Genomic DNA, 21,080 nt, shown 5'->3' with positions numbered 1-21,080 from the left:
CTCCATCCGGGGCCGCCTGTCCGGCGCTTGGCGCCTCTGCCCCGCCCGGCTCCCGGCGTGCCCCGGGCTCCCTTGACGGCGATCGGCACCCCCCTTACATTGCTTCCAGATAGTAGAAGTTAACTTCCGCGATACGGAAATAGTACGCGAAGCGATCCGATGACTCCGGAGGCAGTGCTCACCGCGGGGCGCGACGGGAGTACGCATCCGACAGCCGAAGCAGGAGTACCCGATGGCCCGAATGACCGCTGCCCGCGCGGCAGTCGAAATCCTCAAGCTCGAGGGCGTCCGCGACGCCTTCGGTGTGCCCGGCGCGGCGATCAACCCCTTCTACAAGGCGCTGAAGGAGGGCGGCGGCATCCACCACACGCTCGCCCGCCACGTCGAGGGCGCCTCACACATGGCCGAGGGCTACACCCGAGCCCGCCCCGGCAACATCGGCGTCTGCATCGGCACTTCGGGGCCCGCCGGCACCGACATGATCACCGGCCTGTACTCGGCGATCGGCGACTCCGTCCCGATCCTGTGCATCACGGGCCAGGCGCCCACCGCCGTCATGCACAAGGAGGACTTCCAGGCCGTCGACATCGCCTCCATCGCCCGGCCGGTGACGAAGATGGCGGTCACCGTCATGGAGGCCGCGCAGGTCCCCGGCGTCTTCCAGCAGGCCTTCCACCTGATGCGGTCGGGACGTCCCGGCCCGGTCCTGATCGACCTGCCGATCGACGTGCAGCAGACGGAGATCGAGTTCGACCCGGAGACGTACGCGCCGCTGCCCGTCCACAGGCCCGTCGCCACCCGCGCCCAGATCGACAAGGCGCTGTCGTTCCTGCTCGCCGCCGAGCGCCCGGTCATCGTCGCCGGCGGCGGTGTCATCGGCGCCGACGCCTGCGACCTGCTGACCGAGTTCGCCGAACTGACCGGCACCCCGGTCATCCCGACCCTGATGGGCTGGGGCGCGCTGCCCGACGACCACGAGCTGAACGCCGGCATGGTCGGCGTCCAGACCTCGCACCGCTACGGCAACGCCACCTTCCTGGAGTCGGACTTCGTCCTCGGCATCGGCAACCGCTGGGCCAACCGCCACACCGGCTACAAGCTCGACACCTACCGCCGGGGCCGCAAGTTCGTCCACGTCGACATCGAGCCCACCCAGATCGGCCGGATCTTCCCGCCGGACTACGGCGTCGTCTCCGACGCGCGGGCCGCGCTGGAGCTGTTCGTCGAGGCCGCCAAGGAGCTGAAGGCCGACGGCCGGCTGCCCGACCGCGCCGCGTGGGCCGCCTCCACCCAGGAGCGCAAGGCCACCCTGCTGCGCCGTACGCACTTCGACGACGTGCCGATGAAGCCGCAGCGCGTGTACGAGGAGATGAACCGGGCGTTCGGACCGGAGACCCGGTACGTCACCACCATCGGCCTCTCCCAGATCGCCGGTGCGCAGATGCTGCACGTCTACAAGCCGCGCCACTGGATCAACTGCGGTCAGGCCGGACCGCTCGGCTGGACCGTCCCGGCCGCGATCGGCGTCGCCAAGGCCGACCCCGACTCCCCGGTCGTGGCGCTCTCCGGCGACTACGACTTCCAGTTCCTGATCGAGGAGCTGGCCGTCGCCGCCCAGCACCGCATCCCCTACGTGCACGTCCTGGTGAACAACGCCTACCTGGGCCTGATCCGGCAGGCGCAGCTCGGTCTCGACATCGACTTCCAGGTCAACCTGGAGTTCGAGAACGTCAACGCGCCGGAACTCGGCGTCTACGGCGTCGACCACGTCAAGGTCGCCGAGGGCCTGGGCTGCAAGGCCATCCGGGTCACCGAGCCCGACCAGCTCGGCCCCGCCTTCGAGCAGGCCCGGAAGCTGGCCGCCGAGTACCGGGTGCCGGTCGTCGTCGAGGCGATCCTGGAGAGGGTCACCAACATCTCGATGAGCCGGACCATGGACATCAGCGACATCACCGAGTTCGAGGACCTCGCCACCGAGCCCGGTCACGCGCCGACGGCGATCAGTCCGCTGAAGATCTGAGCCGCGAACGCGCGAGGGGCGGCCCGTCCGGGAAGGACGGGCCGCCCCTTCGGCGTGCGGCGGCGGCGCCCGCGCTCAGTCGAAGCCGCCGCCCCCGCAGCCACCGCCGAAGTCGTGGCCGCCGTGGAAGCCGCCGTGGTGGTGGCCGCCGTGGGCCCCGCCACCGGACCCGCCGTCGTCCGTGTCCCGGGCGCCGTCGTCCCCGTGGTGGGCGAGGGCGCGGACGCCGCCGCCCCGGCCGAACGGGAACAGGCCCTCGTCCGCGAGGGCGCCGCGGCCGGTGAGCCCGCTGTCGCGGGCGAAGCGCGGCAGCAGCGCGGTCAGCCCGCGCTCGCCGTGCAGCGCGACCGCGAGCAGCACGTCCTCCTCCGCCAGGCCCCCGGTACCGGCCGGGCCCTCGGGCAGCGGATGGCGCTCGCGCAGCCCCGCCAGGAGCCGGCGGGCGGCGCGGGTGCGGCCCGGCGGCAGCGCTCGCAGCAGCCCGGCCGCCAGGAGTTCCGCCCGCATCCTGGCGAGCGCCCGCCGGACCACGGCCCTGCCCGGGAGCTCGCGCGGCCCGGCGGGCCGGTAGAGCCCGGTACGGACCGCCTTCTCCAGGGGATGGCGGAAGGCGGCGGCGTCCCCCGGCCCGGTCCTGCGCAGGGTTCCCGGCCTGCCCGCGTCGACCGTGCCGCGCAGGTGCAGGGCGACCACGGCGACGGTCACGGCGGCCCGGTCGCCGCCCCGCAGCAGGGCGACCGCGCACGGGTCCGGTGTCGTCGCAGGGTCCGCCGGCCGCGGCGTCGTACGGTCCATGAGGCACCCCCGTACGGGGCCCGCCGCCCCCGTGCCGGCGGGCCCCGCATGACGGTGATGTTCCCGCCCGCGACGGCCGCCGAAGCCCTGAACGCCCTTTCCCAGAGCTTGATTTGAGGTATGCGTAGGCCGGGTACGGCCACCGCCGTACCCGGCGTCGCTACACCTCGTGCTCCGTCAGGCCGGGCCAGTCCTCCGGCCCGCCGCCCTGCCACTCGACGAGGTCGCTCTCCTCGACCTCGATCCGGTCCAGGTCGGCCAGCCGCAGGATCTCCACCACGTCGTCCAGGTGGGAGGCGAGTCCCAGGGTCACGTCGCCCTCGGTGACCCGGCGGGAGCCGTCCAGGGCGGGGGCGTGGACCACGATGTGCGGATACTGCGTCGGATTTCCCATGGGTTCAGCGTCCTGCGGTCACGCCGGACGCGCACGCCGGGAGCCGGGACGGCGCGTGGAGCGCCCCCCGGGCAGGGGACGCTCCACGCGCCGTGTGGTGGCCGTCCGACGGCGCGAGGCTGGGCGCGACAGGACGTTCGCGCCGCCGGACGGCTGTATAAGGGGACCTCCGCGGAGGCCGTGACTGGAGGACCGCGGCGGCCGCGACGGAGCCGGGAGCCCTTCCCTCTGGTCGAGAAGGGGTCCCGCGTCCTTCACCACCGCACTGGCTCGCACACCGCCGCGGTCCTCGCTCTGCCCGCGTACCGGGGGGCCACCCCTCATCCGGACCGCCCGGCCGCGGGTCGTGTGCGTCCGGTCCCCGGCCTCCCCGCCGGGTCCCGGACGCCGCCTTGTGGGCCTCAGTCCTCGCGCAGCGCGCGGACCGCCTCCTCCACGCGCCGGCCGTAGTCGGGGTCGGCGGCGTGGAAGTGGGCCAGGTTCTTCTCGATCACGTCATCCCGGGAGACCTGCGAGAGGCCGCCGGCGATGTTCGCGACCAGGCGCTGCCGCTCGTCCTCGGACATCAGCCGGTACAGCTCGCCCGCCTGGAAGAAGTCGTCGTCCTTGGTGTGCGCCGGGGCCTCGTGGGTGCCGGTGTGACCGGAGACGGGCAGCGGGGCCGACAGCGGCCGGCCGGTCTCGGCCGGGCCGTCGTAGGAGTTCGGCTCGTAGTTCTTCGCGCGGCGGCCCTGGCCGTTGACCGCCATGAGACCGTCGCGGCCGTAGTTGTGCGCGGTCGTCGCCCGGGGCGCGTTGACCGCGAGCAGCGTGTGGTTGACGCCCAGGCGGTAGCGCTGCGCGTCGGCGTAGGCGAACAGCCGGCCCTGGAGCATCTTGTCGGGCGACGGGCCGATGCCCGGCACGAAGTTGTTCGGGGAGAACGCGGCCTGCTCCACCTCGGCGAACACGTTGTCCGGGTTGCGGTCCAGCACCAGGCGGCCCACCCGGCGCAGCGGGTGGTCGGCGTGCGGCCACACCTTCGTCAGGTCGAACGGGTTGAAGCGGTAGTCGGCCGCCTCGGCCGCCGGCATGATCTGGACGTACAGGGTCCAGGACGGGTGCACGCCCCGCTCGATGGCCTGCAGCAGGTCCGTCTGATGGGAGCTGGGGTCCTTGCCGGCGATCTCGGCGGCCTGCTCGCCGCTCAGCGAGCGGACGCCCTGGTTCGTCTTGAAGTGGTACTTGACGAAGAAGGCCTCGCCCTCGGCGTTCGTCCACTGGTAGGTGTGCGAGCCGTAGCCGTTCATGTGGCGGTACGACGCCGGGATGCCGCGGTCGCCCATCAGCCAGGTCACCTGGTGCGTGGCCTCGGGGGAGTGGGCCCAGAAGTCCCAGACGTTGTCGGGCTCCTGGCGGCCGGTGAACGGGTCCCGCTTCTGCGAGTGGATGAAGTCCGGGAACTTGACCGGGTCCTTGACGAAGAACACCGGGGTGTTGTTGCCGACGAGGTCGTAGTTGCCCTCGGCGGTGTAGAACTTCACGGCGAAGCCGCGCGGGTCGCGGACGGCGTCGGCGCCGCCGAGGGAGTCGGCGACCGTGGAGAAGCGGGCGAACACCTCCGTGCGCCGGCCGATCTCGCTCAGGAAGTCGGCGTGGGTGAAGCCGGTGACGTCGTCCGTCACCTCGAAGTGGCCGTAGGCGCCGGAGCCGCGGGCGTGCACCACCCGCTCCGGGATCCGCTCGCGGTTGAAGCGCGCGAGCTTCTCCAGGAGGTGCTGGTCCTGGAGCAGCAGCGGGCCGCCGACGCCGGCGGAGGCTGAGTTCTGGTTGTCGGCGACCGGGGCGCCGGACTCGGTCGTGAGGGCGCGCTTCGACATCGTGGACCTTCCGTGCGGGAGTCAGCGGAAACCTGTTTCCGCTTCGTGGAGCCTAGAAGTGGTGGAACGAGGCGTCAACAGTTTGTTGAAGCAGGTTGTCGAGCAGGTTCCGGGCCGCGGCGCCGCCTGGGCGCGACAGGACAGGTGTCGGCGGCGCCGCGGCCCGGAAGTCGAGGGGGCGGGGTCAGACCTGGGCGCCGGAGAGGCGCTCCACGGCCCGCAGCAGGGCCGAGTGGTCCAGGCCGCCGTCGCCCTGGGCGCGCAGCGACGCGACCAGCTGGGCGACCACGGCGCCGACCGGCAGGGCGGCCCCGACGTTGCGGGCGGCGTCGGTGACGATGCCCATGTCCTTGTGGTGCAGGTCGATGCGGAAGCCCGGCTGGAAGTCGCGGTTCAGGAAGTTGTCCTTCTTGCGCGTCAGCACGGTGGAGCCCGCGAGGCCGCCGTTCAGGACGTCCAGCGCGGCCTTCAGGTCCACGCCCGACTTCTCCAGGAACACCACCGCCTCGGCGCAGGCCTGGATGTTCACCGCCACGATGAGCTGGTTGGCGGCCTTCACGGTCTGCCCCGAGCCGTGCGGGCCGCACAGCACGATGGTCCTGCCCAGCGCCTCGAAGAGGGGCCTGGCGAGGTCGAAGTCGGCCTGCTCGCCGCCGACCATGATCGACAGCACCGCCTCGACCGCGCCGGCCTCGCCGCCGGAGACCGGGGCGTCGAGGACCCGGATGCCCTTGTCCGCCGCGGCCTTCGCGAGATCGACGGAGGTCTGCGGGGTGATCGAGGACATGTCGATCAGCAGGGCGCCGGACCTGGCGTTCTCCAGGATGCCGTCGGCGCCGTAGGCGATGGCCTCGACCTGCGGGGAGGCGGGCACCATCGTGATCACCACGTCGGCGTCGCGGACCGCCTCCGCGATCGAGCCGGCCGCGGAGCCGCCGGCGGCGGCCAGCCGGTCCAGCTTCTCCCGCTCCAGGGTGTAGCCGGTGACGTCGTAACCCGCCTTGAGCAGGTTCTCGGACATGGGGGAGCCCATGATGCCGAGGCCGATCCAGGCGATCTTGGGAAGGTTGCTCATGAAGGGGTGCCTTTCGGTACGGGGGTCAGCGGGGCAGCCAGTCGAAGGCCTCGGCGCTCGGGCGGTCGCCCGGCTTGTACTCGAGGCCGACGTGGCCGTCGTAGCCCGCCTTCCTCAGCCGGTCGAGGAGGTCCTCGAGGGGCAGCGAGCCGGTGCCGGGCGCGCCGCGCCCCGGGTTGTCGGCGATCTGCACATGGCCGGTCCGCGCGGCGTACCGCTCGATCACCGCCGGCAGGTCCTCGCCGTTCATGGCCAGGTGGTAGAGGTCCATGAGGAACCTGGCGTTGCCGAGCCCGGTCGCCTCGTCGACCCGGTCGACGACCGCCACGGCGGCCGGCGCCGAGACCAGCGGGTACAGCGGCGACTCGGGCTTGTTCAGCGCCTCGATCAGCAGCACCGCGCCGATCCGGTCGGCCGCCCGGGCCGCGAGGACGAGGTTCTCCAGGGCGAGCGCGTCCTGCTCGGCCGGGTCCACGCCCTCGGCCCGGTTGCCGTACAGCGCGTTGAGCGCCGTGCAGCCCAGGGACGCGGCGAGATCGGCGGCCACGTCGATGTTGGCGCGGAACCGCTCCGACTCCGCGCCGGGCACCGAGAGGGCCCCGCGGTCCGGGCCCGGCAGCCGCCCGGCGTAGAAGTTCAGCCCCGTGAGCCGGACGCCCGCGTCCTCGACGGCCCGCCTCAGGGCGTCGACGTCGGACTGCTCGGGGACGGGGGAGTCGACCCAGGGCCACCACAGCTCGACCGCCGAGAAGCCCGCCGCGGCGGCGGCCGCGGGGCGCTCCAGGAGCGGGAGTTCCGTGAAGAGGATCGACAGGTTGACGGTGAAGCGCTGGTCTGCGAATCCCACGGGGGCGGCGCTCCTTTCCTTCAATTCCATAATGTGGAAGTTTGTTTCTGCTCAACGGAAGAGTGCCGGTGAGTCTCGGAGCTTGTCAAGGGGGTCGGGCGCCGGTCCCCGGCCGGACCTGCCCAGGAGCACCGGCCGCGGGTAGGTTGAGCGCGTGCGATTGAGAGTGGAGTTCACGACCGAGCCCTTCGACCTCGAGGAGGCGCCCGCGCACGCCGTCGCGGCCCGCGAGGTCATCGAGGCGGCCGAGCTGGACGCCGTGGACGTCGGCCCGTTCGGCAACACCGCCGAGGGCGGTGCGGACCGCGTGCTGACGGCCGTGGACGCGCTGCTGCGCAAGTCCCTCCAGGCCGGCGCGACCCGGATCTCGCTGCAGGTCAACGTGGTCGGGGAGGACGGGAAGTGACCGGCGCCGGGGACGAGTCCTTCATCGCGGCCGTGAAGCCGCTGGTCGACGCCATGGGCGGGGAGCTGCTTCCGCCCGACGAGGCCGGCCCCGACGACGTCGTGCTCTCCTGGGAGGGCGCCGACGTGGTCGCCGTGCGCCTGCCTCAGCTCGCCGACTCGCTGGACCACATCCTCGCCGCCATGGAGCGCCGCAAGGGGATGCCCCTGGCCGACCTGGACCGCAAGGCCAAGCAGGAGGTCGTGCGCGTGCTGGAGGCGCGGGGCGCCTTCTCCGTCCGGCATGGCGTCGAGACCGTGGCCGGCGCGCTGGGCGTCAGCCGCTTCACCGTCTACAACTACCTCAACCGCGAGAAGGAGGGCTGAGGGCGGCCCGGGATGTAACCCGGAATTTTCAACAAAGTGTTGACGCCGTGTTCCGGAGGGCGTTAGCTACTGGGCAGCCCGATCAGCTCGAAGGCCGAATCCGGCCACGGAGGCTCCCGTGACTACGACTTCCACGCCCCCGGGCCTGGCCCGGTTCAACGTCCTGGAGGAGCACGCGGCCCTCGCCGTCCTCCACGAGGCGTGCGCCTCCGCCGAGTGGGCCCGGCGGCTGCTGGCCGGCCGGCCGTACGCCACCGTGGCGGACCTGTACGCGGCCGGCGACGCCGCGACGGCCGGGCTGAGCGCCGCGGACCTGGCGGAGGCGATGGCCGGGCACCCCCCGATCGGCCGCCCCGCGCCGGGCGACCCGACCTCCGCGCGGGAACAGCGCGGCATGGCCGGAGCCGCCGCGGAACTCAAGGCCGAGATGCTCGAACTCAACCTGGCGTACCAGGAGAAGTTCGGCCATGTCTTCCTCATCTGCGCCACCGGCCGCAGCGCGGAGCAGATGCGCGACGCGGCCAGGGAACGGATCGGCAACCCGCCCGAGCGGGAGCGGGAGATCGTCCGCGCCGAGCTGGGGAAGATCAACCGCATCCGGCTGGCCCGGCTCGTCGAAGAGGACGCCTGACACCATGAGCACCAGCACCACCGCCTCCGTGTCCACCCACATCCTGGACACCTCCGCCGGCCGCCCCGCCGAGGGCGTCGCCGTCCGCCTCGCCGCCCGCCCGGGCCGGGACGCGGACTGGCAGGCGCTCGGCGGCTCCGCGACCGACGCCGACGGCCGGTGCAAGGACCTGCCGGCGCTGCCGGAGGGCACCACCCATGTACGGCTCGACTTCGCCGTCGAGCCCTACTTCGAGAAGAAGCAAGCCGATGCGCAGCAGGACGCCCCCGCGAAACGGGACAGCGGCCCCGCGGTGTTCTTCCCCGAGGTGGCGATCACGTTCGCCGTCGTGCCGGGCGAGCACTACCACGTACCGCTGCTGCTCAACCCGTTCGGCTACTCCGTTTACCGAGGGAGCTAGCTCATGCCCACCATCCTGGGACAGAACCAGTACGGCAAGGCCGAGAACCGGGTCGTGAAGATCACGCGGGACGGCGCCACCCACCACATCAAGGACCTGAACGTCTCCGTCGCCCTGAGCGGCGACATGGAGGAGGTCCACTACTCCGGCTCCAACGCCAACGTCCTGCCGACCGACACCACCAAGAACACGGTGTACGCCTTCGCCAAGGAGCACGGCATCGAGTCGGCCGAGCAGTTCGGCATCCACCTCGCCCGCCACTTCGTCACCTCGCAGCCGGCCATCCACCGCGCCCGCATCCGCGTCGAGGAGTACGCCTGGGAGCGGATCGAGACCTCCGACGCCAACTCGAAGTTCATCGGCGCGGACGAGGTCAAGCACTCCTTCGTGCGCAAGGGCCAGGAGACCCGGCTGGCCCAGATCACCTACGACGGCTCGTCGTGGGAGGTCGTCTCGGGCCTGAAGGACCTGACGGTGATGAACTCGACCAACTCCGAGTTCTGGGGCTACGTCAAGGACAAGTACACCACCCTGAAGGAGGCGCACGACCGCATCCTGGCCACCTCGGTGTCCGGTCGCTGGCGCTTCAACTGGACCGACGACGAGCAGCGGATGCCGAACTGGGAGAAGTCCTACGAGCAGGTGCGCAGGCACATGCTCCAGGCCTTCGCCGAGACGTACTCCCTCTCGCTGCAGCAGACGCTCTACCAGATGGGCTCGCGCATCATCGAGAACCGCGCGGAGATAGACGAGGTCCGCTTCTCGCTGCCCAACAGCCACCACTTCCTCGTGGACCTCGAGCCCTTCGGCCTGAAGAACGACAACGAGGTCTACTTCGCCGCCGACCGGCCCTACGGCCTGATCGAGGCGACCGTCCTGCGCGACGGCTGCGAGCCGCGCATCCCGGTGGACCTCACCAACCTCTAGCCAGTTCACCCTCTCGGCACCCGTGACCGGGGAACCCATGTCCCCGGTCACGGCACTCAAATCCTCCAGGGTCCTGCCGTGCCCACCCATTTCAGTCCGCTGAGCGAAAAGGACGAATCATGGCAGCAGCCCAGCGCATCGTCATCGAGAACTGTTCGATCGCGACCGTCGACGCCGACGACACCGAGTACGCCGCCGGGTACCTGGTCATCGCCGGCAACCGCATCGAGGCGGTCGGCGCGGGCAAGGCCCCCGAGGGCCTGGAGAACGTCGTACGCCGTATCGACGCCACCGGGCACCTCGTCACGCCGGGCCTGGTCAACACCCACCACCACTTCTACCAGTGGATCACCCGGGGCCTGGCCACCGACCACAACCTCTTCAACTGGCTGGTCGCGCTGTACCCGACCTGGGCGCGCGTCGACGAGCCGATGGTCTACGCGGCGGCGCGGGGTTCGCTGGCGATGATGGCCCGGGGCGGCGTCACCACGGCCATGGACCACCACTACGTGTACCCGCGCGGCTCCGGCGACCTGTCCGGCGCGATCATCCGCGCCGCCCGGGAGACCGGCGTCCGCTTCACCCTCGCCCGCGGCTCCATGGACCGCAGCGAGAAGGACGGCGGGCTGCCCCCGGACTTCGCCGTCGAGACCCTCGAAGGCGCCCTCGCCGCCACCGAGGCGACCGTCAAGGAGCACCACGACTCCTCATTCGACGCCATGGTCCAGGTCGCCGTCGCCCCCTGCTCCCCGTTCTCCGTCTCCACCGAACTCCTCAGGCAGGGCGCCGAACTGGCGCGCGGTCTCGGCGTACGGCTGCACACCCACGGCTCGGAGACCGTGGAGGAGGAGAAGTTCTGCCACGAGCTGTTCGGCATGGGCCCGACCGACTACTTCGAGTCCACCGGCTGGCTGGGCGAGGACGTGTGGATGGCGCACTGCGTCCACATGAACGACTCCGACATCGCCGCCTTCGCCCGCACCAGGACCGGTGTCGCCCACTGCCCCTCGTCCAACGCCCGGCTGGCCGCGGGCATCGCCCGGGTGCCGGACATGCTCGCCGCGGGCGTGCCGGTCGGCCTCGGCGTGGACGGCACCGCCTCCAACGAGTCCGGCGAACTCCACACCGAGCTGCGCAACGCGCTGCTGATCAACCGCCTCGGCGCGCACAAGGAGGCGGCGCTGAACGCCCGGCAGGCGCTGCGGCTCGGCACCCACGGCGGCGCCACGGTGCTCGGCCGCGCCGCCGAGACCGGCTCGCTGGAGCCGGGCAAGCTGGCCGACCTGGTGCTGTGGAAGCTGGACACCCTCGCCCACGCCTCCATCGCCGACCCGGTGACCGCCCTGGTCTTCGGCGCGGCGGCCCCGGTCACCGCCTCCTTCGTGAACGGCCGGCAGATCGTCGAGGACGGACGGCTGCTGACCGTCGACGAGGACGCCATCGCCCGCTCCACGCGGGACGAGGCCCGGCGCCTGGCGCGCATCGCCGCCCGGGGCTGAGCCGGCACCAGGACTCCGGCCGGGAGGGACGGCTCCCGGCCGGCAGCGGTGGACCCCAGCGGTCCACAGCGGCCGGATCCGGGGCGCACGTGAAGGCGCGCGCCCCGGAACGGTCTCCGTTCCGGGACCCCGAGGGGTCCCACCGGTTCCTCCCCCACGCTCGGCCTCGCCCGAGCGGGAGGTGCCTCCATGCTCGTGCACCACCTCCCTGAAACCGCGTCAGAGCCGACGTGTCCCACCGACCGGAGGAGCCGCAGTGTCCGCCCACCCCGTCGACGCCGACGAGCAGTCCGTCCACCCCGTGGACGAGAAACTCCCCGCCCTGAAGATGGCGACCAGCGGCCTGCAGCACGTGGCCGCCATGTACGCGGGGGTCGTCGCCCCGCCCCTGATCGTCGGCGCGGCCGTAGGCCTGTCCGGCGCCGAGCTCACCTTCCTCACCGGAGCGTGCCTGTTCACCGCCGGTCTCGCGACGTTCCTGCAGACCCTCGGGATATGGAAGATCGGCGCCCGGCTGCCCTTCGTCAACGGGGTCACCTTCGCCGGTGTCGCCCCCATGACGGCGATCGTCGCCTCCGCCGAGCACAAGTCCGACGCCCTGCCGATGATCTTCGGCGCCGTCATCGTCGCCGGCCTCCTCGGCTTCCTCGCGGCCCCCGTCTTCTGCAAGGCGGTCCGCTACTTCCCGCCGGTCGTCACCGGTACGGTCATCACCCTGATCGGCGTCTCCCTGCTGCCGGTCGCCTTCAACTGGGCGCAGGGGCCGAACCCGGCCGCCCACGACTACGGTTCGGCCACCAACCTCACCCTGGCCGGCGTCACCCTGCTGCTCGTGCTCCTGCTGCGCCGGTTCACCCGCGGCTTCGTCAAGCAGATCGCGGTCCTGCTCGGCCTGATCGCGGGCACCCTGATCGCCATACCGTTCGGTGTCACGGACTTCGCCCCGGTGACGAAGGCGGCCGTGGTGGGCTTCCCGACGCCGTTCCACTTCGGCGCCCCGCAGTTCCACGTCGCCGCGATCCTGTCGATGTGCGTGGTGATGGTGGTGTCGATGACCGAGTCGACCGCGGACATGCTGGCCCTGGGCGAGATCGTCGAACGCCCGGCGGACGAGCGGACCATCGCGGCCGGCCTGCGCGCCGACACCCTCGGCTCGGCCCTCAGCCCGGTCTTCAACGGCTTCATGTGCAGCGCCTTCGCGCAGAACATCGGGCTGGTGGCCATGACGCGGATCCGCAGCCGCTTCGTGGTCGCCGTCGGCGGCGGCTTCCTGGTCCTGATGGGCCTGTGCCCGATGGCCGCCTCGCTCATCGCCGTCGTACCCCGCCCGGTGCTGGGCGGCGCGGGCGTGGTGCTGTTCGGCTCGGTCGCCGCCAGCGGCATCCAGACCCTGGTCCGGGCCGGCCTGGAGCGGGACAACAACGTCCTGATCGTGGCCGTGTCCCTCGCCGTCGGCATCATCCCGATCACGGCGCCGGAGTTCTACCACGCCTTCCCGGACACCGCGAAGATCGTCCTCGACTCCGGCATCTCCACCGGCTGCGTCACCGCGGTCCTCCTCAACCTGGTCTTCAACCACCTCGGCCGGGACCGGGACGCCTCCGACGTCACCCATCCGATGGAGTCGGGCGAGGAACTGGCTCCCGCCCACTGAGCGGACGCGGGCAGCAGGAGGCGGGGCGGGACACGATCCCGCCCCGCCTCCTCGCGGTGCGGCCGGAGGGCTCGTGGGCGAGCATGGAGGCCCGTGCGAGAAGGGAGTCCGATGGTGCGCAGGAACACCGGCGTCACCGTCCGGGCGGTGGACGCGGACGCCTGCCCGGTGCGTGAGGTCCTCGACCGGGTGGCCGGCAAGTGGAGCGTGCAGATCCTCGTCGCCGCCGCCGCGGGGCCCATCCGGTTCACGGAGCTGGAACGCGGCATCGAGGGCATCAGCCGCCGCATGCTGTCCCTGACCCTGCGCCACCTGGAGCGCGACGGCCTGGTCACGCGCACCGTGCATCCGACGGTCCCGCCCAAGGTGGAGTACGAACTGACGCCCGTCGCGCGTGAGTTGCAGCCGACGCTGCGACGGCTGGCGCACTGGGCCGAACGCAACGGGGCGTACGTCGCCGAGGCCCGGGCCGCCTACGACGCCGAGCACCCGCCGGAGCTGCTCGACGCGTAGGACCCGCGGTCACAGGCCGAAGAGCGCGAGGTCCGTCGCCAGCTCCGCGAACACCTCCCGGGGATCGGCGAGCAGCTTCCGCTCCGCCAGGTCCAGCATGCCGCCCACCGCGGTGACCTCGGCGGCCACCGTGCCGTCGAGCTTGCGTATCTCCTGCCGGATCCGGAACGTCCTGCCGCCGCCCCACTCGAACGCGCAGCTCACGTCCACCTCGTCGCCGGCGAGCAGCTCGCGGCGGTAGCGGATCGTCGTCTCCAGCGCCACCGGCCCCACACCCCGGTCGCGCAGCCGGGCCTGGCTCACTCCGGCGGCCTGGAGCAGCGACCAGCGGGCGTGCTCCGCGTAGTTGAGGTACACCGCCTGGTTGAGGTGACCCTGCACGTCGGTCTCGTAGCCGCGGACGGTCACACGGACGGAAAACGGTTCGGCCACGGCCGGTGCTCCTTCGTCGTTCGTATCCTCGACCCGTTGATCCTTACACGCGTCTCAGGCCCGCCGCGGCGACGCCAGGAGATACCGCACCCGCGTCCGGGGCTCCGTGTACGCGCCCGCCTGCCAGCCGGCCCGCTCCAGCGTCGCCGTGCACGCCCGCAGGGCCGCCTCGTCCGGTGCGTACACCGCGACCGCCTCCGGCTGCGGTGTCGCCCGCACCCGGTAGCCGTCGCCGTCCGGGCCCGCCGGGCGGTGGCCCGCCGCCTCCAGGGCGAGCGCGGCCGCCCGCACCAGGTGAGCACGCTCCCAGCCGCACGGGCGGTCGGTCGCGCCGCCGGGGTTGGTCATCCGGCGCAGCTCCAGCAGCCCCTGCCAGGCGCTGTGCACCTCCCGCAGCCGGGCCGCACCGGACGCCGGCGCCTCCTCCTCGCCGCCCACGCGTGCGGCGAACCCGCCCTGTGCGGGCGCCGGTGCCCCGGCGACCGGCGGCGCCTCGGGCTCCGCCTCGCGTATCCGGTGCCCGGCCGGTGTGAGGAAGTGGTCGTGCGGCGGCCGCGGGTGCCGGAAGGCGAGTCCCCGCTTCACCAGCGAGTCCAGCTGCGCCGGCGTCCCGCGCAGCCGCCCGGTCACCGGGTCGGCGGCCTCGATCACCCGCCGCTGCGCGACGGTGGGCTGTCGTGTCACGGCGGGCCCCCTTCCGATGCGCCGACGCCCGGGAGCCGCCGGAGCGGCGGCTCGTTCCGAGCGTACGACCCGGGTACGACAACGGGGCCGGCCCCCGGGCCCGCGGGGACGGTCAGCCGGACGCCCGGACGTTCCACCCCGCGACGACGGGCCGCCCGTGCTCGGTGCCGAGCCGGCCCAGCGCGCCCGTGGCGAGCTGGAACAGCGCACCCTGCTGCGGCGGCAGCCCGAGCCGGCGCGCGGTGAGGACCCGCAGGAAGTGGCCGTGGGCCACCAGCAGCACCACGCCCTCGGTGTTGGCCAGGGCGGCGTCCACCTTGCCGAGCATCCGGTCCGCCCGCTCCCCGACCTGCTCCGGGGTCTCCCCGGGATGCTCCGGCGGGCCCGGCGCCACCCCGTCGGTGAACAGGAACCAGCCGGGCCGCTTCCGCTGGATCTCCACGGTGGTCACGCCCTCGTAGCCGCCGTAGTCCCATTCGAGCAGATCCGCGTCGATCCGGGCGTCGTGGACGCCGATGAGCGCGGCGGTCTCCCGGGCGCGCTGCAGGGGGCTGACGAACGCGGCGCCGATGCGGTGCGAACGGATCAGCGGCATCAGCCGGCGCGCCTCGTCCCGGCCGTGCTCGGTCAGCGGTACGTCGGTCCGACCGGTGTGCCGTCCGGACCGGGACCACTCGGTCTCACCGTGCCGGACAAGAAAAAGGTCACCCACGTCAACGCCCTTCCCGCTGAACTTCAGCGCATGCCCGAGAACGGTGTCACACCGCTCCGGCCGCCCGCAGGGCGGGCTGGGCCGGACGGCCGCTCATCCCTCACGGGGCGCGCCGGAGCGGCGGCCGTGGCGCCCCGCGGCCCCGCCGGCGCCGACGGTCCGGGCTAGTCCTGCCGGTATCCGCCGAGGAAGCGCCCGATCCGGCCGATCGCCGCCTCCAGGTCGTCCGCGTGCGGGAGGGTGAGGATGCGGAAGTGGTCGGGCGACGGCCAGTTGAAGCCGGTGCCCTGGACCACCTGGATCTTCTCGCGCAGCAGGAGGTCGAGGACGAACTTCTCGTCGTCCTGGATCCGGTGCACCTTGGGGTCAAGGCGAGGGAAGGCGTACAGCGCGCCCTTGGGCTTCACACAGGACACCCCGGGGATCTCGTTGAGCTTCTCCCAGGCCACGTTCCGCTGCTCGTGCAAGCGCCCGCCGGGGGCGGTGAGTTCACGGATGGACTGGCGGCCGCCGAGCGCGGCCTGGATGGCGAACTGCGCGGGCGCGTTGGCGCACAGCCGCATGGAGGCCAGCATGGTCAGGCCCTCCAGGTAGTCCCTCGCGTGCTGCTTGGGCCCGGTGACGACCAGCCAGCCCGAGCGGAACCCCGCCACCCGGTACGTCTTGGACAGGCCGCAGAAGGTGAGGACCACCAGGTCGGGGGCGAGGGCCGCGGCGGAGTGGTGGACGGCGTCGTCGTACAGGATCTGGTCGTAGATCTCGTCGGCGAGGACCATCAGGCCGTGGCGGCGGGCCAGGTCGAGGATGCCCTCCACCACCTCCTTCGGGTAGACCGCGCCGGTGGGGTTGTTCGGGTTGATGATCACCACGGCCTTGGTGCGGTCGGTGATCTTCGACTCGAGGTCCGCCAGGTCCGGGTTCCAGTCGGCCCGCTCGTCGCAGAGGTAGTGCACCGCCTTGCCGCCCGCCAGCGTCGTCACCGCCGTCCAGAGCGGGAAGTCCGGGGCGGGGATGAGGATCTCGTCGCCGTCCTCGATCAGCGCCTGCACGGCCATGGAGACCAGCTCCGAGACGCCGTTGCCGAGGAACACGTCGTCGACGTCCACCGCGAGACCCAGGGTCTGGTAGCGCTGGGCCACCGCGCGGCGGGCGGACAGGACGCCGCGCGAGTCCGTGTAGCCGTGCGCGCGGGGCAGCATCCGGATCATGTCCTGGAGGATCTCCTCGGGCGCCTCGAAGCCGAACAGCGCCGGGTTCCCCGTGTTCAGGCGCAGCACGCTGTGGCCCGCCTCCTCCAGCGCGTCCGCGTGCTCGATCACCGGGCCGCGGATCTCGTAACAGACCTCGCTGAGCTTGTTCGACTGCCGGAACTCCATGCGCCCCTCCGGGAACTCGTGTTGCTTGGTTTTACCAAGCTGGAGCTTGGAAAGTCCAACAACCCGTCTAGACTGCGCCGCATGTCACCTCGCCGAAGCTACGACCAGTACTGCTCCGCAGCCCGCGCCCTCGACCTCGTGGGCGACCGCTGGACCCTGCTGATCGTCCGGGAACTGCTGGCCGGCCCGCGCCGCTACACGGACCTGCACGCGGACCTCCCCGGCGTGAGCACGGACGTACTCGCCTCCCGGCTGAAGGACATGGAGCGCGACGGACTCGCCACCCGGCGGCGGCTGCCCCCGCCGGGCGCCGCCTTCGTCTACGAACTCAGCAATCGCGGGCGGGAGTTGCTGCCCGTGCTGCAGGCCCTGGGGAAGTGGGGCGAGGGCGAACTGGGGGAGCGGCGCCCGACGGACGCGGTACGCGCGCACTGGTTCGCGCTGCCCCTGCTGCGGGCCCTCGACGGCGAGGGCGTCGTCGAAGTCCGTCTCGACGAGGGCGAGTTCCACCTCAACGTGGGCGCCGGTGACGGACCGGCGTACGGGGACGGGCCCGCGCCCGGCGCGGTGGACGCGCGGCTCGTCCTGGACTCCGCGACGTGCGCGGCCGTCAGCCGCGGGGACCTCGCGCCGGCGGACGCCGTCCGGGCCGGGCGGATCACCGTGACCGGCGACGGCACGCTCGCCAAGGCGCTGAGGGAGGGCCGGCAGGACCGGGAGGACCGCCCGGTCGACGCGTGAGCGGGAACACGAAAGGCCCGCCTGAGCGGCGGGCCTTCACCTGTGGGCCGGACGCGTCTGGCGGGTCAGACGCGTAGGCGGGTCAGACGGACGGCGGCACCCGGGACGGCCGTCCCGAACCGCGCGTCAGCGCGTAACCGCCGATGCCCGCGAGGGCGGCCAGCACGCCGCCGATCGCGGTCCACACCCAGCGGTCGGACCACCAGCCGGAGGACCAGCCGTCGTCCGGCTCGATGCTCGACAGCACCGCCGACTTCGAACCGTCCTGCTTCGCCTCGGACTCGACGGCGATCCCGGGGACAAGCGGCTTCGCCAGCGAGCCGTCGACGGCAGCCGCTCCGCCGATGTCCTTGGAGTCCACGCGGATCTCGGTGCTCACCGGCTGCCCGAGGTCGGACGACGCCAGGTCCACCACGGTCAGCCGCACGTAGTACGTGCCCGGCAGCGGGTCGTTGGCCCACGGCTCCGACCAGGCGCGCACCGTGCGCAGCACACAGGCCAGCTCGACCGAGGACGTCCCCTGGTCGGCGGTCCGGGTGGCAGCGCCGTACTGGCAGGACTGGCGGCGGCGCAGACCGTCGTACACGTCGAGCTGCCAGGTCTGCGTGCCGTGCGTCCCGGGCAGCTTCACCGTCGCAGCGACGGTCGGCCGCTGCTCGGCGTCCGCCGGGAACGACCAGTACAGGTAGTCACCGGTGGAGCCGGAGGCGGTGGCCCGCTGCCCCTGTTCGATCTCCGTCGCCGTACGGAATGAGGTGCCCGCACGGGTGGGCGCCTTGCCGTCGTCCGAGGCGCTCGGCGACGGCGTGGAGTCGGCGGCCGCCGGACCGGCGGCCAGCCCGAGCGCCAGCAGCGCGGCGCCCAGTACACGTGTGATACGCATCAGTTGGTCCTCCAGACCGCGACCCGCCAGCGCGACAGCCAGCCCCACAGCAGACCGGCGACGAACCCGGCCAGCACCAGGGCGCCGAGCAGCCACCAGCCGCGGCCGAGGCCGAAGGCGGCCACGTCGGCCGCGTGCGACGGCCCGTCCACCACGTCCACGGTCAGTTCCAGCGGCAGACCCGGGGACGTCTTGACCCCCGGGGCGGCCGAGAAGGAGTTGGTGACCTGGAGACACACGGTCTCCGCGGCCGCCTCGTCGTCGTCGCTCTCCGGCCTCGGGTACCGCAGGCCGGTGGAGATCGCGTCGGTGCGGCCGTTGCCCGCCGCCTCGCCGCGCACGATCTCCCGGCCGTGCAGCGTCACGGCCCGCAGCAGGACGCCGTAGTCGGGGTCGACCGCACGGTCGTCGGCCACGCTGACCGAGGCGCGCAGCTCCTGGCCCGGGTTCACGTCGACCTTGTACCAGCGCTGCTGCCCGAACTCCTCGCGGTCCGTGTACAGACCGGACTTCAGGGCTGGCGCCTTCGCGCACTCGGCGGCGCCCTCGGCGGCCACCGGCGTCACCACCGGATCGGCCGCCCGGTCCACCAACTGGCCGACCCGGTCGCTCAGTTCCTCCTTGTGCCGCACGGAGGTGTAGGTGCCGCCGGTCGCGTCCGCGATGCAGCTGAGCTGGTCGCGGGTCTTGGCGTCCGGGACCAGGCCGAGGGTGTCGATGGTCAGACCGATGCCCTTGGCGGCTATCTCGCGGGCCACCTCGCACGGGTCCAGCGGCTGGCAGGTGTCCTCGCCGTCGCTGATCAGGACGATACGGCGGGTGCCGTCACCGCCGTCGAGGTCGCCGGCGGCCTTCAGCAGGGCGGGGCCGATCGGCGTCCAGCCGGTCGGCGCAAGCGTGGCCACCGCGGTCTTCGCGTCGGTCCGGTCCAGCGGTCCGACCGGGTAGAGCTGCGCGGTGTCCTTGCAGCCCGTCTTGCGGTCGTTGCCGGGGTAGTTGGCGCCGAGCGTGCGAATGCCGAGCTCGACCTCCTCCGGCGTCGCGTCGAGCACCTCGTTGAAGGCCTGCTTCGCCGCGGCCATCCGGGTGCCGCCGTCGATGTCCCGCGTCCGCATGGAACCGCTGACGTCCAGCACCAGTTCGACCTTCGGGGCGGCCTGTTCCGTCTCGTCGGCGGCGGCCCCGGCGGGGAACGCGAGCCCGGCCGTCAGGGCGGCGAGGAGAGCGCAGACTCCCGCCGCCAGCCGTTGTCTTCTGATCATCGGCGGATCTTATTGATCTCAGGTGCCGGGCTCCAAAACGAGCGGGTTCGGCAGCGCCGTCCACTGGTCGCCGGGGGTCTCCGGGGACAGCCGCATCAGCGTCAGCGCCTTGGCGGGCAACGGGCGTTCGCGCAGCGCTGCCAGGTCGGGCGTGTCCGGCAGCGCGGGCACGGCCGCCGCCAGCGCAGCACCGAGCGCGCGGCCCGAGCCCGCCGTGCCGGCGAGCGCGCCGGCCACCAGGGAGCCGAACAGCTTGCGACGCAGGGCCGTTTCGTCGTCGGTGACCAGACGCCCGGTCAGCGGCGGCGGGGCGATGCCGTGCCGGGCCAGCCGGGCGGGGCTGATCCGGATGTCGGCGAGGTCCCGGTACACCAGCCGCACCGGGGCGTCGTCCGCCGACAGGATCACCAGCAGGTTCTGGCCGTGCGCCTCCAGGGCCACACCGAGGTCCAGCAGCCGCAGCCCGACCGTGAGCGCCAGCCGGGCGAAGTCCGCCAGCCAGCCGGGGGAGTCCGGCAGGCCGGTGCCGGGCAGCGCCGCCACCGGCAGCACCCGCTCGCCGGGGCCCGCGTACCCGGCGGGCGACTCCCGCAGCAGCGCGGCCAGGTCCGGGGAGTGCGCGGTGACCGCGCCGAGCGTGCGGGTGATGTGCAGCAGGCCGCCGGCGCGGCCGGCCAGGTCCGTCGCGAACACCGACAGCGCCGCCGCCGCCCCGACCGAGTACCCGGAGATGTCCCGCACCGACGAGGTCAGCCGGGCGCTCAGCGCGGTCTTGACGTGCGGGCCGCCCGGCAGGGCCAGCGTGCGCAGGGACAGCAGCGGATGCGCGGCCCGCCAGGGGTCGTACGGCCGCTTGAGCACATGGTCCGCCTGCCAGGGATGCACCGGCAGCAACAGCCGGCGTCCGTCGCGCAGTTCCTCCGGCCACTCGCCCGACAGCAGGCACTGCTCCGCCGGCACCGGCACCGTCCCCAGCTCCACCACCGGGCGGTGCTCCGGCGCGTAGGCGAGCTGGTCGGCCACCGAGAACCCGGGCCGGGAACGGCAGTTGGGGTGGTACGGATGCCCGTCGGTCACCCGCTGCTCCCACTCCCAGTCCCGTTCCGGCCAGTGGGCCGTCAGATCCGCACCGGCCCGCGAGAGGGCCAGCGAGGCCGTGCTGTGGGCGAGTTCGGCCGCGAAGCCGGCGGCGTGCGGCACCGCGAGATCGGTCATCAGCCGCGCCGGGTCGTCGTAGCGCTCCCGGCCGAGGCGCACGGACGTGACGTACCCGCCGGTCGCGTACGGGTCCGCGGGCGGCCCCTGCAGGCTCCGGCCGTCGGCCAGCCGCAGCGCCAGGCCCACCGCCCCGCCGTCGCGGCGGGAGATCCACGGCAGCGGCTCGTACGCCAGAGCCCGCCACAGCCGGGTCAGCACCGCGGCACGGGCACCGGGCAGCGCGGCCCGGTACCGGGGCAGCAGACCGGGCCGGACGGCGGCCAGCTCCTCGGCGAGGCCGGCCTCGGCGGTGGCTGAGTCGTACACGTTCGGCTCCTCGGGAAAGGGCAGCTCGGGGCACGATTGTCAGGTACGGCGGAGATACTGATCGCAGCCGGCCCCCGGACC

Annotated in this window: 22 protein-coding genes; 10 read left to right on the top strand and 12 right to left on the bottom strand. The window is 72.7% G+C overall.

The window, feature by feature from the left end; translation table 11 throughout:
* Positions 1–232: 232 nt before the first annotated feature.
* A complete protein-coding gene (gene gcl, locus ACFYU0_RS18580) occupies positions 233–2,020 on the top strand; it encodes a glyoxylate carboligase (RefSeq protein ID WP_389302354.1) in 1,788 nt (595 codons plus the stop codon).
* A gap of 75 nt (positions 2,021–2,095) precedes the next feature.
* On the opposite strand, the gene ACFYU0_RS18575 is transcribed toward gcl, so the two are convergent.
* From ACFYU0_RS18575 to ACFYU0_RS18555, 5 genes are all read right to left on the bottom strand, one after another.
* Complete coding sequence (locus ACFYU0_RS18575; RefSeq protein WP_389302352.1) at positions 2,096–2,815, bottom strand: TIGR04222 domain-containing membrane protein; 720 nt, start codon at positions 2,813–2,815, stop codon at positions 2,096–2,098.
* 160 nt (positions 2,816–2,975) lie between these two features.
* On the bottom strand, positions 2,976–3,209 hold the full coding sequence (locus ACFYU0_RS18570; RefSeq protein ID WP_351665572.1) for a hypothetical protein: 234 nt from the start codon (positions 3,207–3,209) through the stop codon (positions 2,976–2,978).
* Between the two features lie 401 nt (positions 3,210–3,610).
* Entirely contained in the window at positions 3,611–5,068 is a 1,458-nt protein-coding gene (locus tag ACFYU0_RS18565) for a catalase (RefSeq protein ID WP_351665571.1), read from the bottom strand.
* 184 nt (positions 5,069–5,252) lie between these two features.
* Positions 5,253–6,143: a 2-hydroxy-3-oxopropionate reductase gene (locus ACFYU0_RS18560; protein ID WP_389302347.1), complete on the bottom strand. Its 891-nt coding sequence runs from the start codon at positions 6,141–6,143 to the stop codon at positions 5,253–5,255.
* Positions 6,144–6,168: 25 nt separating this feature from the next.
* Positions 6,169–6,990 (bottom strand): TIM barrel protein, encoded by an 822-nt coding sequence (locus ACFYU0_RS18555; RefSeq protein WP_389302343.1) that lies wholly within the window; start codon positions 6,988–6,990, stop codon positions 6,169–6,171.
* A 154-nt stretch (positions 6,991–7,144) separates the two neighbouring features.
* Here ACFYU0_RS18555 and ACFYU0_RS18550 point away from each other — a divergent pair, with 154 nt between their 5' ends.
* The 8 genes from ACFYU0_RS18550 to ACFYU0_RS18515 all read left to right on the top strand — a co-directional run bounded on the left by ACFYU0_RS18550 (position 7,145) and on the right by ACFYU0_RS18515 (position 13,385).
* Positions 7,145–7,396, top strand: coding sequence for a hypothetical protein (locus ACFYU0_RS18550; RefSeq protein WP_351665565.1), 252 nt, complete (start codon positions 7,145–7,147; stop codon positions 7,394–7,396).
* Positions 7,393–7,761 carry a helix-turn-helix domain-containing protein gene (locus ACFYU0_RS18545; RefSeq protein WP_351665563.1) on the top strand — a complete coding sequence of 123 codons (369 nt, stop codon included), beginning with the start codon at positions 7,393–7,395 and terminating at the stop codon, positions 7,759–7,761. The genes ACFYU0_RS18550 and ACFYU0_RS18545 overlap by 4 nt, the downstream gene beginning before the upstream one ends.
* A 118-nt stretch (positions 7,762–7,879) precedes the next feature.
* Positions 7,880–8,392, top strand: a complete 513-nt coding sequence (uraD, locus tag ACFYU0_RS18540) for a 2-oxo-4-hydroxy-4-carboxy-5-ureidoimidazoline decarboxylase (protein ID WP_351665561.1) — start codon at positions 7,880–7,882, stop codon at positions 8,390–8,392.
* 4 nt (positions 8,393–8,396) lie between these two features.
* Complete coding sequence (gene uraH / locus ACFYU0_RS18535) at positions 8,397–8,792, top strand: hydroxyisourate hydrolase (RefSeq protein WP_351665559.1); 396 nt, start codon at positions 8,397–8,399, stop codon at positions 8,790–8,792.
* Positions 8,793–8,795: 3 nt separating this feature from the next.
* Positions 8,796–9,719: a factor-independent urate hydroxylase gene (gene pucL / locus ACFYU0_RS18530; RefSeq protein WP_351665557.1), complete on the top strand. Its 924-nt coding sequence runs from the start codon at positions 8,796–8,798 to the stop codon at positions 9,717–9,719.
* A gap of 119 nt (positions 9,720–9,838) precedes the next feature.
* Positions 9,839–11,218, top strand: coding sequence for an 8-oxoguanine deaminase (locus ACFYU0_RS18525; protein ID WP_389302337.1), 1,380 nt, complete (start codon positions 9,839–9,841; stop codon positions 11,216–11,218).
* 256 nt (positions 11,219–11,474) lie between these two features.
* Positions 11,475–12,872, top strand: coding sequence for a nucleobase:cation symporter-2 family protein (locus tag ACFYU0_RS18520; RefSeq protein WP_389302334.1), 1,398 nt, complete (start codon positions 11,475–11,477; stop codon positions 12,870–12,872).
* Between the two features lie 111 nt (positions 12,873–12,983).
* Positions 12,984–13,385: a helix-turn-helix domain-containing protein gene (locus tag ACFYU0_RS18515; protein WP_351665551.1), complete on the top strand. Its 402-nt coding sequence runs from the start codon at positions 12,984–12,986 to the stop codon at positions 13,383–13,385.
* Between the two features lie 9 nt (positions 13,386–13,394).
* On the opposite strand, the gene ACFYU0_RS18510 is transcribed toward ACFYU0_RS18515, so the two are convergent.
* The 4 genes from ACFYU0_RS18510 to ACFYU0_RS18495 all read right to left on the bottom strand — a co-directional run bounded on the left by ACFYU0_RS18510 (position 13,395) and on the right by ACFYU0_RS18495 (position 16,589).
* Positions 13,395–13,817 carry an acyl-CoA thioesterase gene (locus tag ACFYU0_RS18510; RefSeq protein ID WP_351665549.1) on the bottom strand — a complete coding sequence of 141 codons (423 nt, stop codon included), beginning with the start codon at positions 13,815–13,817 and terminating at the stop codon, positions 13,395–13,397.
* 54 nt (positions 13,818–13,871) lie between these two features.
* A complete protein-coding gene (locus tag ACFYU0_RS18505; RefSeq protein WP_389302329.1) occupies positions 13,872–14,501 on the bottom strand; it encodes a hypothetical protein in 630 nt (209 codons plus the stop codon).
* Between the two features lie 112 nt (positions 14,502–14,613).
* Positions 14,614–15,213 (bottom strand): histidine phosphatase family protein, encoded by a 600-nt coding sequence (locus ACFYU0_RS18500; protein WP_389302326.1) that lies wholly within the window; start codon positions 15,211–15,213, stop codon positions 14,614–14,616.
* Between the two features lie 164 nt (positions 15,214–15,377).
* Entirely contained in the window at positions 15,378–16,589 is a 1,212-nt protein-coding gene (locus ACFYU0_RS18495; protein WP_389302323.1) for a pyridoxal phosphate-dependent aminotransferase, read from the bottom strand.
* 81 nt (positions 16,590–16,670) lie between these two features.
* Here ACFYU0_RS18495 and ACFYU0_RS18490 point away from each other — a divergent pair, with 81 nt between their 5' ends.
* Positions 16,671–17,330, top strand: coding sequence for a helix-turn-helix domain-containing protein (locus tag ACFYU0_RS18490; protein WP_351665541.1), 660 nt, complete (start codon positions 16,671–16,673; stop codon positions 17,328–17,330).
* Between the two features lie 82 nt (positions 17,331–17,412).
* Here ACFYU0_RS18490 and ACFYU0_RS18485 read toward each other — a convergent pair whose 3' ends face one another.
* Genes ACFYU0_RS18485 through ACFYU0_RS18475 form a run of 3 tightly spaced genes read right to left on the bottom strand, consistent with a single transcriptional unit; the run spans position 17,413 to position 20,999 of the window.
* Complete coding sequence (locus ACFYU0_RS18485; protein WP_389302321.1) at positions 17,413–18,213, bottom strand: hypothetical protein; 801 nt, start codon at positions 18,211–18,213, stop codon at positions 17,413–17,415.
* Positions 18,213–19,475, bottom strand: a complete 1,263-nt coding sequence (locus ACFYU0_RS18480) for a VWA domain-containing protein (protein ID WP_351665537.1) — start codon at positions 19,473–19,475, stop codon at positions 18,213–18,215. Before ACFYU0_RS18480 ends, ACFYU0_RS18485 begins: the two co-directional genes overlap by 1 nt.
* Before the next feature lie 18 nt (positions 19,476–19,493).
* Complete coding sequence (locus ACFYU0_RS18475; RefSeq protein ID WP_389302318.1) at positions 19,494–20,999, bottom strand: IucA/IucC family protein; 1,506 nt, start codon at positions 20,997–20,999, stop codon at positions 19,494–19,496.
* Positions 21,000–21,080 lie beyond the last annotated feature (81 nt).

The sequence above is a fragment of the Streptomyces sp. NPDC003720 genome, from assembly GCF_042875075.1.
Taxonomy (GTDB): domain Bacteria; phylum Actinomycetota; class Actinomycetes; order Streptomycetales; family Streptomycetaceae; genus Streptomyces.
The sequence above is the reverse complement of the archived record's forward strand: the minus strand, read 5'-3'. Positions and strand labels throughout refer to the sequence as shown.

Coding starts and splice junctions, on each gene's coding strand:
- gcl (WP_389302354.1), top strand. CDS start 233: ATGGCCCGAATGACCGCTGCCCGCGCGGCAGTCGAAATCCTCAAGCTC.
- ACFYU0_RS18575 (WP_389302352.1), bottom strand. CDS start 2,815: ATGGACCGTACGACGCCGCGGCCGGCGGACCCTGCGACGACACCGGAC.
- ACFYU0_RS18570 (WP_351665572.1), bottom strand. CDS start 3,209: ATGGGAAATCCGACGCAGTATCCGCACATCGTGGTCCACGCCCCCGCC.
- ACFYU0_RS18565 (WP_351665571.1), bottom strand. CDS start 5,068: ATGTCGAAGCGCGCCCTCACGACCGAGTCCGGCGCCCCGGTCGCCGAC.
- ACFYU0_RS18560 (WP_389302347.1), bottom strand. CDS start 6,143: ATGAGCAACCTTCCCAAGATCGCCTGGATCGGCCTCGGCATCATGGGC.
- uraH (WP_351665559.1), top strand. CDS start 8,397: ATGAGCACCAGCACCACCGCCTCCGTGTCCACCCACATCCTGGACACC.
- pucL (WP_351665557.1), top strand. CDS start 8,796: ATGCCCACCATCCTGGGACAGAACCAGTACGGCAAGGCCGAGAACCGG.
- ACFYU0_RS18525 (WP_389302337.1), top strand. CDS start 9,839: ATGGCAGCAGCCCAGCGCATCGTCATCGAGAACTGTTCGATCGCGACC.
- ACFYU0_RS18515 (WP_351665551.1), top strand. CDS start 12,984: ATGGTGCGCAGGAACACCGGCGTCACCGTCCGGGCGGTGGACGCGGAC.
- ACFYU0_RS18495 (WP_389302323.1), bottom strand. CDS start 16,589: ATGGAGTTCCGGCAGTCGAACAAGCTCAGCGAGGTCTGTTACGAGATC.
- ACFYU0_RS18490 (WP_351665541.1), top strand. CDS start 16,671: ATGTCACCTCGCCGAAGCTACGACCAGTACTGCTCCGCAGCCCGCGCC.
- ACFYU0_RS18485 (WP_389302321.1), bottom strand. CDS start 18,213: ATGCGTATCACACGTGTACTGGGCGCCGCGCTGCTGGCGCTCGGGCTG.
- ACFYU0_RS18480 (WP_351665537.1), bottom strand. CDS start 19,475: ATGATCAGAAGACAACGGCTGGCGGCGGGAGTCTGCGCTCTCCTCGCC.